Origin of the sequence: Marinobacterium sp. MBR-111, assembly GCF_040547585.1 — a bacterium.
In the GTDB taxonomy this organism is placed as follows: domain Bacteria; phylum Pseudomonadota; class Gammaproteobacteria; order Pseudomonadales; family Balneatricaceae; genus Marinobacterium; species Marinobacterium iners.
The window spans coordinates 150671-164849 of the sequence record NZ_JBEPQA010000005.1 but is presented as its reverse complement, the minus strand read 5'-3'; the positions used below and the strand labels follow the sequence as shown (position 1 = coordinate 164849).

General features: G+C 55.9%; 13 protein-coding genes. 7 read left to right on the top strand and 6 right to left on the bottom strand.

Annotated elements, in window-relative coordinates; all coding sequences use genetic code 11:
• The first annotated feature begins 13 nt into the window (after positions 1 to 13).
• The 3 genes from ppsA to ABIE61_RS05510 all read left to right on the top strand — a co-directional run bounded on the left by ppsA (position 14) and on the right by ABIE61_RS05510 (position 4262).
• On the top strand, positions 14 to 2353 hold the full coding sequence (ppsA, locus tag ABIE61_RS05520; RefSeq protein ID WP_502915041.1) for a phosphoenolpyruvate synthase: 2340 nt from the start codon (positions 14 to 16) through the stop codon (positions 2351 to 2353).
• An 83-nt stretch (positions 2354 to 2436) separates the two neighbouring features.
• Positions 2437 to 2619, top strand: coding sequence for a tRNA (uracil-5-)-methyltransferase (locus ABIE61_RS05515; RefSeq protein ID WP_091824254.1), 183 nt, complete (start codon positions 2437 to 2439; stop codon positions 2617 to 2619).
• A 122-nt stretch (positions 2620 to 2741) separates the two neighbouring features.
• Complete coding sequence (locus ABIE61_RS05510; protein WP_354407469.1) at positions 2742 to 4262, top strand: sensor domain-containing protein; 1521 nt, start codon at positions 2742 to 2744, stop codon at positions 4260 to 4262.
• Here ABIE61_RS05510 and ABIE61_RS05505 read toward each other — a convergent pair.
• Genes ABIE61_RS05505 through pxpB form a run of 3 tightly spaced genes read right to left on the bottom strand, consistent with a single transcriptional unit; the run spans position 4256 to position 5900 of the window.
• On the bottom strand, positions 4256 to 4765 hold the full coding sequence (locus tag ABIE61_RS05505; RefSeq protein ID WP_354407467.1) for a 5-oxoprolinase subunit C family protein: 510 nt from the start codon (positions 4763 to 4765) through the stop codon (positions 4256 to 4258). The two genes, ABIE61_RS05510 and ABIE61_RS05505, sit on opposite strands and share 7 nt — an antisense overlap.
• Positions 4708 to 5199, bottom strand: coding sequence for a 5-oxoprolinase subunit C family protein (locus tag ABIE61_RS05500; RefSeq protein WP_354407465.1), 492 nt, complete (start codon positions 5197 to 5199; stop codon positions 4708 to 4710). The genes ABIE61_RS05505 and ABIE61_RS05500 overlap by 58 nt, the downstream gene beginning before the upstream one ends.
• Positions 5196 to 5900: a 5-oxoprolinase subunit PxpB gene (pxpB, locus tag ABIE61_RS05495; protein WP_354407462.1), complete on the bottom strand. Its 705-nt coding sequence runs from the start codon at positions 5898 to 5900 to the stop codon at positions 5196 to 5198. The genes ABIE61_RS05500 and pxpB overlap by 4 nt, the downstream gene beginning before the upstream one ends.
• A gap of 129 nt (positions 5901 to 6029) precedes the next feature.
• On the opposite strand from pxpB, the gene ABIE61_RS05490 reads away from it, so the two are divergent.
• The gene (locus ABIE61_RS05490) at positions 6030 to 6857 is read left to right on the top strand and encodes a CvfB family protein (RefSeq protein ID WP_354407459.1); all 828 of its coding nucleotides are present in this window, start codon (positions 6030 to 6032) and stop codon (positions 6855 to 6857) included.
• Between the two features lie 8 nt (positions 6858 to 6865).
• Here the strand turns inward: ABIE61_RS05490 and ABIE61_RS05485 are convergent, their stop codons facing one another.
• The gene (locus tag ABIE61_RS05485; RefSeq protein ID WP_354407457.1) at positions 6866 to 7927 is read right to left on the bottom strand and encodes an NAD(P)H-dependent flavin oxidoreductase; all 1062 of its coding nucleotides are present in this window, start codon (positions 7925 to 7927) and stop codon (positions 6866 to 6868) included.
• Positions 7928 to 8077: 150 nt separating this feature from the next.
• Between ABIE61_RS05485 and yghU the strand changes: the two genes are divergently transcribed.
• A complete protein-coding gene (gene yghU, locus ABIE61_RS05480) occupies positions 8078 to 8938 on the top strand; it encodes a glutathione-dependent disulfide-bond oxidoreductase (RefSeq protein ID WP_354407454.1) in 861 nt (286 codons plus the stop codon).
• Positions 8939 to 8950: 12 nt separating this feature from the next.
• Positions 8951 to 9517: a YgjV family protein gene (locus ABIE61_RS05475; protein WP_354407451.1), complete on the top strand. Its 567-nt coding sequence runs from the start codon at positions 8951 to 8953 to the stop codon at positions 9515 to 9517.
• On the opposite strand, the gene ABIE61_RS05470 is transcribed toward ABIE61_RS05475, so the two are convergent.
• Positions 9512 to 9907, bottom strand: a complete 396-nt coding sequence (locus tag ABIE61_RS05470) for a thiol-disulfide oxidoreductase DCC family protein (RefSeq protein WP_354407448.1) — start codon at positions 9905 to 9907, stop codon at positions 9512 to 9514. The genes ABIE61_RS05475 and ABIE61_RS05470 overlap by 6 nt on opposite strands.
• A gap of 68 nt (positions 9908 to 9975) precedes the next feature.
• Entirely contained in the window at positions 9976 to 10914 is a 939-nt protein-coding gene (locus tag ABIE61_RS05465) for a LysR family transcriptional regulator (RefSeq protein ID WP_354407445.1), read from the bottom strand.
• Positions 10915 to 11071: 157 nt separating this feature from the next.
• On the opposite strand from ABIE61_RS05465, the gene ydiJ reads away from it, so the two are divergent.
• Entirely contained in the window at positions 11072 to 14128 is a 3057-nt protein-coding gene (gene ydiJ / locus ABIE61_RS05460; RefSeq protein WP_354407443.1) for a D-2-hydroxyglutarate dehydrogenase YdiJ, read from the top strand.
• Positions 14129 to 14179 lie beyond the last annotated feature (51 nt).

Genomic DNA, 14179 nt, shown 5'->3' with positions numbered 1-14179 from the left:
TGAACAGGCAGGCATGGGTGATGTCGACAAAGTCGGCGGTAAGAATGCATCCTTGGGCGAGATGATCCATCAGCTCAGTGATGCTGGAGTGCGTGTTCCGGGTGGCTTTGCTACCACGGCGCAGGCCTATCGTGATTTTCTGGCACAAAGCGGCCTGGCTGATCGCATCAACAAGGCACTGGATGCCCTGGATGCAGACGATACGCGCGCCTTGATTGAAACAGGCCGCAATATCCGCCAGTGGATCATGGAAGCCGATTTTCAGCCTGAGCTGAATCAGGCCATTGAAGCCGCTTGGGCGGAGATGAGTCAGGGAGAGGCGATCGCGGTTGCCGTTCGTTCCTCTGCCACCGCTGAAGATCTGCCCGATGCCTCTTTTGCCGGTCAACAGGAGACCTTTCTCAATATTCGTGGACTTGATAACGTCAAGCAGGCGATCAAGGAAGTGTTTGCCTCACTCTATAACGACCGCGCGATCTCCTATCGTGTGCACAAGGGCTTCACTCACGCCGAGGTCGCACTCTCTGCCGGCATTCAGCGCATGGTGCGCTCTGAAACCGGTGCGTCGGGTGTCATGTTCACCATGGACACCGAGTCTGGCTTCAACCATGTAGTGTTCATTACTTCTGCCTATGGTCTGGGTGAAACCGTCGTTCAGGGCGCCGTGAACCCTGATGAGTTTTACGTGTACAAGCCCACACTGGCTCAGGGGGCGCCTGCAATACTGCGACGTACTCTGGGATCAAAGGCGATCAAAATGATTTATACCGGTGATGGCAGTACCGGTAAGGCTGTTGAGACGGTCGATGTGCCAAAAGCTGAGCGCAACACCTTCTCCATCAATGATGCCGATGTGGAAGAGCTGGCGCGTATTGCTGTAATCATCGAGAAACACTACGGTCGTCCGATGGACATCGAGTGGGCGAAGGATGGTGATGACGGCAAGCTTTACATTGTACAGGCGCGACCGGAAACCGTACGCAGCCAGAGCAAAAGCACTGTCATTGAGCGTTACCTGCTGAAGGAAAAGGGCAAGGTGCTGGTTGAGGGCCGTTCCATTGGCCATCGTATCGGTTCAGGTACCGTGCGCGTGGTAAATGGTCTGGACGAAATGCATGAAGTGCAGCCGGGCGATGTACTGGTGACGGACATGACCGACCCGGACTGGGAGCCGGTGATGAAACGCGCGGCGGCTATCGTGACCAACCGTGGCGGCCGCACCTGCCATGCGGCGATTATTGCCCGTGAGCTGGGTATCCCGGCCATTGTCGGCTGTGGTGATGCAACTGAAAAACTCAACGATGGACAGCTGGTGACCGTGTCCTGTGCCGAGGGCGATACCGGTCGTGCCTATGAAGGCAAGTTGGCGTTCGAGCATCAGAGCAACAGCGTCGAATCGATGCCAACCCTTTCGTTCGACATCATGATGAACGTGGGTAACCCTGACCGTGCATTTGATTTCCAGTCACTGCCCAATGCAGGTGTTGGTCTGGCACGACTCGAGTTCATCATCAACCGAATGATCGGCGTACACCCCAAGGCACTGCTGAATTTCAATGATCAACCACGCGACGTCAAGCAGGTGATTGAGCGCCGAATCGGTGGCTATGCCTCACCTGTCGATTTCTACGTCGACAAGCTGGTCGAGGGTATCTCTACTCTGGCGGCTGCCTTCTACCCGAAGAAGGTGATTGTGCGCATGTCCGACTTCAAGTCGAACGAATATGGTCACTTGATCGGCGGCGATCGCTATGAACCCAGTGAAGAAAACCCGATGCTGGGTTTCCGTGGCGCGGCACGTTACATCTCTGATAACTTCCGTGACTGCTTTGAACTGGAGTGTCGTGCACTCAAGCGGGTGCGTGATGAGATGAAGCTGACCAACGTCGAGATTATGCTGCCGTTTGTGCGCACTCCCGGCGAAGCCAAACAGGTTGTCGAGCAGCTGGCCGAAAATGGACTGAAGCGCGGTGACAATGGACTGCGCCTGATCATGATGTGTGAAATACCATCAAACGCCTTGCTGGCGGACCAGTTCCTTGAATACTTCGACGGTTTCTCCATCGGTTCCAACGATCTGACTCAGTTGACGCTGGGGCTGGACCGTGACTCCGGTATCATTGCGCACCTGTTTGACGAGCGTAATGAAGCGGTCAAGTGCCTGCTGGCGATGGCGATCAATGCCTGCCGCAAGGCCGGCAAGTACGTCGGCATCTGTGGCCAGGGGCCATCGGATCACCCGGACCTGGCGCGCTGGTTGATGGAGCAGGGAATCAACAGTGTCTCACTGAACCCAGACTCGGTACTGGACACCTGGTTCTTCCTTGCCAATGAGAAAAAGCCTGGCGCCTGAACCTGAAGCGCCGGGCTGTGGCGGTACCTTCAGTCAACAGCCCGGCAGCTCTTGCCCCATGGCAAAGGTCACAAGAGGGGGTCATGACCGATAACAGGGTAGTGGATTTCAATGAGGCTGGGGACAGGTGTCGCCAGGAAAAACGGCACCAGCAGAAAGAATCGCGTGTAGAGTCGATGCGCAAACGGTTTGCTGCCGCTTTGCCGGACAAGCCGACCCCCGTCAAGGACTACTTCAAGAAAAAACGCGCTGGCAAAAAGCGCTGACCTGGCCGGTTAAAGCATGAAGCATGCTGTTCAGCGTATGTGATGTATGCTTTGATTAATAACAGGCATGAGCCTGATTATCCCTTCCCGGGGTGAAGTGCGAGCCAAGTCTGGGTATCACTATGGATGATAAAGAACCAAACAGATATCAAAGTACCCCGCTTGAAAGCACGCTTTCCGTCGATCAGCTGGTCAATAGCCTGGTTAAAAGTGAGCAGGAGCTAAAAAAACAGCTCACGCTCTTTTCCGCCTTTCTCGATGCGCTGCCAAACCCCATTTTTGTCAAAGACAATGAGGGCGTCTTTATTGCATGTAATGCTGCATATGAAGAAGCGTTTGGAATTCAGCGCAAGAATTTTGTTGGCAAAACCGTTCTTGATCTTGAATACCTGCCTGAATCTGCACGCCAGGCTTTCCAGCAAGCAGACCGGAAGCTTTTGCAGGAACGCGGAGAGACGCGTGAAGAGATCGAACTGGCCTTCAGTGACGGTAAGCCCCGTACAGCCCTCTATCAACGGAAAACCTTTGATATGGGTGATAATCAGGGCGGCCTGTTGGGGTTGATCATTGATATTTCGGAACGAAAAAGAGCGGAAGAGTTTGAACGCTTTCGCAACCGTATTCTGGAAATGCTGGCAAGCAGCGCCGTGCTTGAAGATATTTTGCTTGAGCTGGTGATGGGCATTGAGTCTCTGTACTCGGAGATGCTGTGCAGCATTATGCAGACTGATTTTCTGGGCAGCCATCTGTGCAACGGCATCGCTCCAAGCCTGCCTGATTTTTACAATGCAGCGCTCGAGAAGGTTGAGATTGTGCACGGTATGGGTTCATGTGGCACGGCGGCCTTTACCGGTGAGCGCGTCATCGTTGAGGATATTTCAACACATCCTTATTGGAAGGCAGTCAGAAAGCTGGCGGAGCAGGCCAACTTGAAGGCATGTTGGTCTCAGCCAATCAAGACAGGCCACGGGGCTGTTCTGGGCACGTTTGCCATCTATCACCGCACAACGGCTGTACCCACTGATGAGCAGATAGAAATCATCGAACACTGTGCTCGGTTGTCCAGCATCGCGATTGAAAAAAGACGCGCTGAAAACACCATTCGTGAACTTGCCTACTACGATCCTTTGACAAACCTTGCGAACAGGAGGTTGCTGGACGACAAGCTTGCCCTCGTACTTTCAGACGATACGTCAGCTTCAAGTTATACAGCTTTGATGCTGCTCGATCTTGACAACTTCAAGCCATTGAATGACCAATACGGCCATGCCGTGGGTGACCAGTTGCTGGTTGAAATTGGCAAGCGACTCAGTCGTCATGTACGCAGTGGGGATACGGTAGCTCGACTGGGAGGGGATGAGTTCGTGGTGGTGCTGGAGAGATTGAGCCCGGATTTCAATACGGCAGTCAGGCAGGCAAAACAGGTAGCCGAAAAGATCCGAGCCGCCATAGCAACCCCCTGCAAACTCAAGTTTGTACAGGAAAATGGCAGCCTGCAGTCAGTCGTGTACCAGTGTACGGCAAGTATCGGAGCTACTTTGTTTACGGGTGGAGATTTGAGCCAAACAGAGCTGATCCGCAAGGCGGATGAAGCGATGTACCAGGCGAAGCAGTTGGGGCGCAATACCGTGAATATCTACTGACCCTGAAAAAAAGCCAGAAACCGTTTCTCCTGCTCCTGTGCTTCGTGCAACGCAATCGGCCGGAAACGAATTTCGCTGCCAGGCATCCGTTGCGCCAGCGCATCCAGGCTGCGGGGCGTGACGGCACCGAGTTTGGGGTACCCGCCGACAGTTTGATGATCCTGCAACAGGATGATCGGTTGACCGTCAGCCGGCACCTGAATGGCTCCCAAACTGATGCCTTCCGATATCAATGTCACCCCGTGATGCTCAAGTGCAGGCCCGCTCAGTCGTGCCCCCATTCGGTCACTGCGGGGTGTCAGTGTATAACAACTGCTGAAAAACCGGTGCAGCGTTGAGGACGGGAAACGGTCCAGCTGTGCACCCATAATCACATCCAGCACAAGTGGGGCAGTGTAGTCCGGTAGCCATTGCTCTGGCATCTGACGCTGTATGCCGTGCGATTTTACAGTATTGCAGGGCAGATGATCACCGGCCTGCAGTGCAGAGCCGTCTCCCCGCAAGCCCCTGTGCCTTCACGCACCAATGTCGAGTTGCTGCCACCGAGCCCCGGGGTAAGTGCAAAGCCTCCCTTTACCGCCAAGTAGACGCGGACGCCGGAGGCCGGATGACCCAATACAAGCCGATCACCCGGATTTATGTTCAGTGCCGTCCAGCGTGGTTGTGGATTTCCGTTGATGTGAAGGCTGCTATATGCTCCGGTAATGGCAATTTGAAGGTGAGTCTCAGCCATGCATTCAAAACCGCCAAAGCTGACTTCCAGTGCCGCTGTATGCCAGGGATTACCCACCAAGCGATTGGCCCATGCCCAGGCGTGGCGATCCATTGGACCGCCACAGGCCAGCCCCTGACGCATAACACCGCGGCGGCCGGAGTCCTGCAGCAAGGTCATAAAGCCGGGCTTGATAATGCTCAGGCCAGGTAAATCGGCTGTCATCGTGCAAAGCCTCCGTCCAGTTCACCACCCAGAGCGAGATACTCATCGCGGTTAATGGGGTGAAAACGCACACGTTGACCTGCCTGAAGCAGGCTGTTGGGTTCACGTCGGGTGTCAAACATGGCCAGCGGAGTACGGCCAATGATATTCCAGCCACCGGGTGAGTTGCGTGGGTATATTGCAGTCTGTGTATCCGCAATACCCAGAGAACCAGCAGGCACATTTTGGCGCGGAGTAGCCAGGCGTGGTGTTGCAATGCTTTTCGGCACTTCACCCAGATAGGCAAAACCGGGAGCAAAGCCGATGGCAAAAACATGGTAGGTCTGCGCCGTGTGCAGTTCGATGACCTGCTCGGTGCTGATGCCGGCACGCCCGGCAATTCGCTCCAGGTCTGGCCCCACAGATGGATGATAGAACACGGGGATGTTCACCAGCGGTGGCTCTTCATTCTCGTCCGTGTCATGCAGGGATGAGAGTATCGGAGCGACCGTTGCCATCAAGCTGGCCAAGTCATCCTGCAACAGGTCGTAGCGCAACATGATGCTGGTGTAGGAGGGCGCGCAGTCGATCAGGCGATTGCCAAGCTCTGCGCTCAACCGTCGGGTTGCCGTGTGAACCTTCTGTGTCAGCGCCAGCTCGATCCGGTCACCGAAATGCAGGGTGATGGTATCGACTCCGGTAATCTCATATCGCCACAGCATTGCGCTGTCCTTCTGTGAGTGCTCTGAGGATTTACAGCATCATTTTACATGCAAAACCGTCATAAACAGGTACCCTATACAGTTGAATCGCGTAGACAGACAGTGGCCCCGAGCGGGTGGAGTGTATCAATGGTCGAAACCGGCTGCTTTAACAAGCTGAAAGTGATCCGAGAAGTGGATTTTGGTGTGTATCTTGAGGGCGGAGCCGAAGGCGGCATTCTTCTGCCAAAGCCAGAGGTGCCTGAAGGAACGCGCTTGGGCGATCGGCTGCAGGTGTTCGTTTATCTGGACTCTGACGACATGCCGGTGGCGACCCTGCGACGCCCAAGGGCTCAGGTAGGGCAGTTTGCCAGCCTGAAAGTGGTTGATGTCAACAAGGTCGGCGCCTTTCTGGATTGGGGGCTGCCGAAGGACCTGTTCCTGCCGTTCAATGAGCAGGTAAAACCGTTAACGATTGGCGATTATGTCACCGTTTATCTCTACCTCGATAACACCAATCGCATCGCGGCCAGCGCCAAACTGGAAAAGCATCTGGAGCCGGGCGATGACTACACTCAGGGCCAGCTGGTTGAGCTGCTGGTGGTGCGGCCTACCGATATTGGCTATCAGGTGATTATCGACAACCGCGCCATGGGACTGCTGCAGCATCAGGATATCCACCGACCGGTACGCCCTGGTCAGCGTATGCCCGGCTTCATCAAGCAGGTGCGAGACGAAGACGGCAAAATTGATGTGATGCTGGAAAAGCCCGGCTATGCCCGTATCGATCCGCTGGCCCATCAGGTGCTGAAGTATCTGGAAAGCCGTGACGGTTTTTGTCCTCTGGGGGACAAGAGTGACCCCGAGGCCATCCGTGACCTTTTCGGTGTCAGCAAAAAAGCCTACAAGATGGCGCTCGGCCAGCTGATGAAGACCGGACGCATCCGTCAGGATGAAACCGGTATCCACCTGATCTGAGCTGGCCGTCAGCTGGAGCTGACGGAGGGCGTCAGATCGCCGACCAGTGCCTGCGTCAGTTCAGCAGCAGGGATGGAACGGCAACCTGTGACATTTTGCCCGGCCCACAGTGGCGAAAAATCGCCGCTGCCCAGGCGTTCGGCTTGTGCACGCAGAGGCGCCGATGCAGCCGTCGCAAGAGGAAAGGACGGGGCTGACGGATTGATCGGCCCCAGTTCTCGTATCATGCGGTTTACAATGCCGCGAGCGGGGCGGCCACTGAACAGGTTAGTCAGCACTGTCTGGCTTGCCCCCTGCGACTGCAACGCGGCTCGATGTACCGCCGACGTGTTGGCTTCAGGGCAAAGAAGGTAGGCAGTTCCTACCTGAACGCCATCAGCCCCCAATGCCAACGCCGCCTGAACTCCTGCTGCATCCGCAATACCACCAGCGGCAATCACCGGTACTTTGACCGCGGCCTTGATCTGCGGCAGCAGCGCAAAAGTGCCCACCTGGGTACTGATCTCTTCACTCAGGAACATGCCGCGATGTCCGCCGGCTTCCAGTCCCTGGGCAATGATCGCGTCGACTCCGTTTTGCGCAAGCCAGCACGCCTCCTCAGCTGTGGTCGCCGATGAAATGATACTGGCACCGCTGCTGCGTACCTGCTCCAGCAGCGATGGTTCAGGCAAGCCAAAATGAAAGCTCACAACCTCCGGTGCCAATTCGGTCACCAGATCGGCCATCACCTTATTGAAGGGCAAGCGACCAGGTCCAGCTGGGGCGCTCGGTACCTCCAGGCCCAACTCTGCATACCAGTGCATAAACTGCTCCAGCCAGCGCTGTTGCCCCTCGGGATCAGGTTCCGGTGGTTGATGACAGAAAAAGTTCAGATTAACAGGACGGTCAGCTCGGGCGCGAAAGTGGGTGACGGCATCTCGCACGGCATCAGGCGTCAGCATGGCGCAGGGGATAGAGCCCAGCGCGCCTGCGCTTGAAACGGCTGCAGCAAGTTCCCATCCCTGTACACCCGCCATCGGTGCCTGAATCAATGGAAACTGGATATTAAACAGGGATTGCAGCGCTGACATGGCACTCCTCCATACATGGCTGTTCATGAAAGTGCATCTACTATACACATTCATCACACGCCTGGCTTTTAGACCTCAGTTCCAGAGCTTGATTTTGTACCTGTCAGCCCACAGGATGAATGATCCATGCGGATCAACAGGAGCGTTGTTATGAGTGATTCCAGTTACATCCCGCCAAAAGTCTGGACCTGGGAAGCACCCAGTGGCGGTCAGTTTGCCAGTATTAACCGCCCGGTTGCCGGTGCAAGCCACGAAAAAGAGCTGCCGGTAGGCAAGCATCCCTTGCAGTTGTACTCGCTGGCAACCCCCAATGGAGTCAAGGTGACGATCATGCTGGAGGAGCTGTTGGCACTGGGGCACAGCGGCGCTGAGTACGATGCATGGTTGATTCGTATTGGTGAGGGTGATCAGTTTGGCAGCGGATTTGTGGAGATAAACCCGAACTCCAAGATTCCTGCCATGCTGGACCAGAGTGTTATGCCGGCTCAGCGTGTGTTTGAGTCAGGCTCTATTCTGGTTTATCTAGCCGAAAAATTTGATGCTTTCCTGCCCAAAACAATGCCTGCGCGTACTGAAACCCTCAACTGGCTGTTCTGGCAGATGGGAAGCGCACCTTTCCTGGGCGGTGGTTTTGGTCATTTTTATGCCTATGCACCCGAGAAATACGAATATCCCATCAATCGCTACACCATGGAAGTGAAGCGCCAACTCGATCTACTGAACCGTCAGCTGGCTGAGCATGAGTATGTTGCTGGAGATGAATACACCATCGCTGATATGGCGATCTGGCCCTGGTATGGCGCACTGGTGCTGGGGCGCCTCTATGGTGCCGCCGAGTTTTTGAACGTTGACAGCTATACGCATGTGAAACGCTGGGCCGAAACAATTGATGCTCGTCCAGCTGTTAAACGTGGGCGTCGGGTAAACCGGACCTGGGGTGATGAGGCTGAACAGTTGCCTGAACGGCATAATGCCGACGACTTCGAGGCAGGTGATGCCGATACCCGCTGATAGTCTTACGAAATGGGCAACAACACGTTGATGCTGGCATCCTTAAGCCCGATGGAGCTGGCAGGCCAGCTGGTCAGTCTGACAGCGCTTGTCTTATGCCTGATCGCCTTTGCCAGCAAACAGGACCAACGGTTGATGGTCTGGCTGCTGGCGGCGAATGTAGCCTTTGCACTGCAATTTGCCCTGTTTCAGAGCTGGACAGCCTCATTACTGACACTGATTGTGATCCTCCGCATAATTCTGGCCCGCCGCTATCCCGGGAACCTGTGGCTGCTTGGGGTTATATTGGCGCTCAATCTGGCTGGAGCCTGGATAACCTGGCACAGCTGGCATGACCTTTTCGCTCTGCTGGCCGGTACGCTGGGTACATTGAGCATGTTTTTGCTTCGTGGTATCCCGATGCGGCTGATGCTGGGGGCTGCAGCGCTTTGCTGGATGACCAGCAACATCCTGATCGGCTCGGTGGGGGCTACTCTAGCTGAAGGGCTGGTACTTGTGACCAACGCCATCACAATCTGGCGGCTGCATCGCCTCAAGCAACAGTATCCTGATCTAGGACACCCACCTGCAGGCTCATGAGTCAGTGACCCTTTTGACAGGTGGCAGCTTGCAACCCTGTTTACAGCGAGAGCGAAAACGCCAGACGGCAAAACGGTGGTAGGCCCAGTCCAGCGGTCGAGTCAGGTGCAGTTGATCGATCACGCTGGCCAAGTGTCTGTAGTAGGGTAGCTCTCGCCAGATCACCATAAAGGCATGTACCCCTATTTGGAGCTGCCCCTGCCGATCAACCGCATGAATCACGCGCATTGCCTGAATACGATCAAGACCATAGTGCTCTGGGCTAGATTCGGGAATGAAAAGATCCTGCCAATCAACCCGCTGTTGGCGGTCTAGCCGCTTATAGTGGGCAATTTCCTTGCGACAAAGTGGGCATTGGCCATCATAGAAAAGGATCGGTCGAGTCGGCATCGGGTAATCTCATGCACGCTAGGCTGTGTTTAAGATCCTTACGTCGCACAGGCATAAACAGATCCCGCTCAATTGATTGCGCTGCACCAGGCGGGCAGCTGAGCCTGATGCAGATGTTCTCGAAGAGTATCGAGCAGTGCCGCTGCAGCCGGGCTCAATGCTCGCCCCTTGCGGGTAATGATGCAGATTTCACGCTCGATCTGTGGTTCATGCAGCGGAATGAAAACCAGCCCATCAAATGAGTGCACGTCGGCGGCCAGGGCCGGCAGCAGGCTGATGCCCAGTCCCTGACTGATCAGTGCCGCCATGGCGGCAGGGTTGGATACCTCAATCTGAACCCGGTCCAATCGAATCGGAATATCACCTCGCTGACTGAAGCGGGCGAGCTGGGCACGAATGCCGGTATCCTGCGACAACAGCAGCAGGTGATCATCGGGTATCGCTTGCCATGACAGCTGGGTATGCCGCGCCAGAGGATGGTCGCTGGGCACCACCAGTCCGTAACGATCGCGCAGCAGCGGGGCATATTCGAGTTCGGGTTGCTGCGAGTGGTTGCCGGCAACCGCAAAGTCCACTTCATTGTTGAGCACGCGCTGCTCCAGGCTGCCGGCGCTCTCATCGCGAATGTTGACCAGGATCGAGGGGTAGCGGGTGCGAAACTGCAGCAGGGCGGCGGGCAGCAGGCGGGTCACGACCGAAGGGGAGCCCGCCACGCTGACATGCCCCTGCTGTAGCTGAGCGCGGGCGCGCAGGTCGGTCAGGGCTGCAGTAAAGTCCGACAACAAGCGCTCGGCTACCGGCAGAAAACGCTCTCCTTCGGCACTGAGCACAACGCGCCGGGTGGTGCGATCAAACAGAATCAGCCCTGCATCCTGCTCCAGCTGTTTGATGGTGGCGGTCAGAGCGGACTGGGTCAGAAACAGGTGCTCGGCGGCGCGTGTAAAGCTGCCGCAGCGCGCGACTTCAATAAAAGCCTGCAGATGACGAATACCGATCGGGCTGCTCATTATTGATTAGCCATATTGATTAATTTATAGAATTTAATCATTTGAATGATAAATGAAGATTCTGCATCATTACCCGCCACTGAACAATGGCTGTCAGACTGTCTATTCTGTTCTGATGACAGCCCGCTTGCGCCTCAAACAAGCCCCGGAGAGCACCATGATCCCTCGCATTGACAGCATCGACGATACTCAAAGCCTGTATCTGGACTTTATCGAAACCCTGAAACAGCAAGGGTTCAAGGGGGATCTGAACCCGGACTATGCCAACCGCGTAGTTCTGGCAACCGACAACAGCATCTATCAGATCCTGCCTCAAGGTGTGCTGTATCCGAAAAACAGTGAAGATCTGGTGCTGATAGCACGTCTGGCGGATCAACCCCGTTTCCGTTCCATCGTACTGAGCGCACGCGGCGGCGGCACCGGCACCAACGGGCAGTCGTTGACCGATGGTCTGATCGTTGATGTGTCAAAGCACATGAACCGGATTCTGGAGATCAATCCGGATGAGCGCTGGGTGCGAGTGCAGGGCGGGGTCGTCAAGGACCAGCTCAATGCCGCGCTCAAGCCTTACGGACTCTTTTTTGCGCCGGAGCTGTCCACCAGCAACCGCGCCACCATCGGTGGCATGATCAACACCGATGCCAGCGGCCAGGGATCGGTGCTGTATGGCAAAACCCGTGACCACGTTCTGGAGCTCACCAGTGTCTGGCTGGACGGTACGCTGTGGCAATCCGGCCCGATTGATGAGGCCGAGCTGGAAACAATTAAGCAACGTACCGATCGTGTGGGTGAAGTACACCGTCTGCTGGATGGCATTCAGCGTGAGCGACAGGATGAGATTGATACCTGCTTCCCCAAGCTGAACCGCTGCCTGACCGGCTATGATCTGGCCCATATCCGTGATGAATCTGGCCGTTTCAATCTGAACTCCATCCTCTGCGGCGCCGAAGGCTCACTGGCGTTTATCGCTGAAGCAAAGCTCAATGTCTTGCCGATCCCCAAACATGCAGCACTGGTCAACATTAAATATGACAGCTTTGAAGCCTCTTTGCGTGATGCTCAGGCATTGATGCAGTGGCAGCCCACCTCGATCGAGACCGTGGACTCCAAAGTGCTGAATCTGGCAATGGGCGATATCGTCTGGGACAGCGTGCGTAACTACTTCCCCGAGAAAGAGGGCGACCCGGTCATTCAGGGGATCAATCTGGTGGAGTACACCGGTGATGATGAGGAGGAGCTGCGCGAAAAGGTCGAGAAGCTTTGCCGACATCTTGAGCAGATCAGCGGCGAACCGGGTAAAAGCTTCGGCTTCAGCGTGGTGTATGGCGCCAGCGAGATCAACAAGGTCTGGGGCATGCGCAAGAAGGCCGTAGGCCTGTTGGGCAATGCGCAGGGGCAGAAGCGTCCAATCCCGTTTGTGGAAGATACCGCCGTGCCACCGGAAAACCTGGCCGACTTCATCATGGCGTTCCGCAAGGTACTGGATGATCGCGGTCTGGCCTATGGCATGTTTGGTCATGTGGATGCCGGTGTACTGCACGTGCGTCCCGCCATCGACATGAAAGACCCCGAGCAGGAAAAGCTGATCCGTGAAATTACCGATGAGGTGGTGCGCCTGACACAGGAGTACAAGGGGCTGCTCTGGGGCGAACACGGCAAAGGCGTGCGTTCCGAATATGCCCCCGAGTTTTTCGGCCCGCTCTATCCTGTACTGCAGCAGATCAAGGGCTGTTTCGATCCGCGCAACCAGCTGAACCCGGGCAAAATTGCAACGCCTGCGATTGATGGAGCCGAACTGCTCAAGATCGATGCGGTCCCGACGCGGGGGCAGCATGACCGGCAGATCAGTGCGGCGGTGCGTGAGCAATACGATTCCGCCATGAACTGTAACGGGAACGGTGCCTGCTACAACTACGACCCGAACGATGCCATGTGCCCAAGCTGGAAAGGCACCCGTGAGCGTATTCACTCACCAAAAGGGCGCGCTTCATTGATCCGTGAATGGCTGCGCCTGATGGCCAGCCGTGGCGTGGATGTGAAAGCAGAAGCTGAAAAGGCACGCAGCCGCAGTGGCCTGCTGGCATTGCCGAAGAAAATCAGCAACACGTTGGCCAGGCGCAAGGGGCGCTATGACTTCTCAAACGAAGTACATGAGGCGATGATGGGATGTCTCGCCTGCAAGTCCTGCGTCAGCCAGTGTCCGATCAAGGTTAACGTGCCGGACTTCCGTGCGCGTTTTCTTGAAGTTTATTACGGCCGCTATCTGCGCCCGGTCAAGGATTATCTGGTCGGTAGCCTTGAGTTCATGATCCCAGCGTTGTCGAAGTATCCGGCTCCGTACAACTGGGCCATGCGCAATACATTGGTACGCAGTGTCATGCGCCGTATCGGTGGCATGGTCGACAGCCCCGTGATCTGCACCAACAGCCTCAGGCAAGGTCTGGATCAGCGCGGCATCGACTGGGCCACGCCAGAGGTCGCCAGCAGGCTCAGTGCAGCCCAGCGTGAACGCGCCGTGGTGATCGTGCAGGATGCCTTTACCAGCTACTTTGAAACCCGGCTGGTGCTGGACCTGGTTGATCTGCTGGGCAAACTCGGATTTTACGTCATGGTGGCCCCGTTCATGCCCAACGGCAAACCTCTGCATGTCCATGGCTTTATGGCTGCGTTTGACAAGGCGGCTCAGCGCAATACGCGCATGCTCAACCAACTGGCTGAGTTAGACCTGCCGCTGGTGGGTATCGATCCCTCCATGACACTTACCTACCGCCAGGAGTACAAGGACGCTGTCGAAGGTGAGCTGCCGCCGGTGCAGCTGATTCAGGAATGGCTGAGTCAGCAGCTGGAGCGTGTTGAGCTGCCTGAAATTCTGCCTCAGGGCGAATACCGTCTGATGGCTCACTGCACAGAGAAAACCTCTGCTGCACCGAGCATTCGTCAGTGGCAGAACATTTTTTCTGCATTGGGCCAGCAGCTGGATGTGGTGGCGACAGGATGCTGTGGCATGTCGGGCACCTTCGGTCATGAAACTGCCAACCTGCAGCGCTCGAAGGATATTTATGACCTAAGCTGGCGCGATATCGTCAACCACCCGGAAAACCGGGGCAAGCTGATGGCCACTGGCTACTCCTGCCGCTCTCAGGTGAAACGTTTTGACGATCAGCAGCTGCCGCACCCGGTACAGGTGCTGCTCGATGTAGTATCGGCGGTTTAAGTTCTCAAGGTATGGGGCTGTGGCCCCATGCCTAAGTTGTAGTGCAAACAT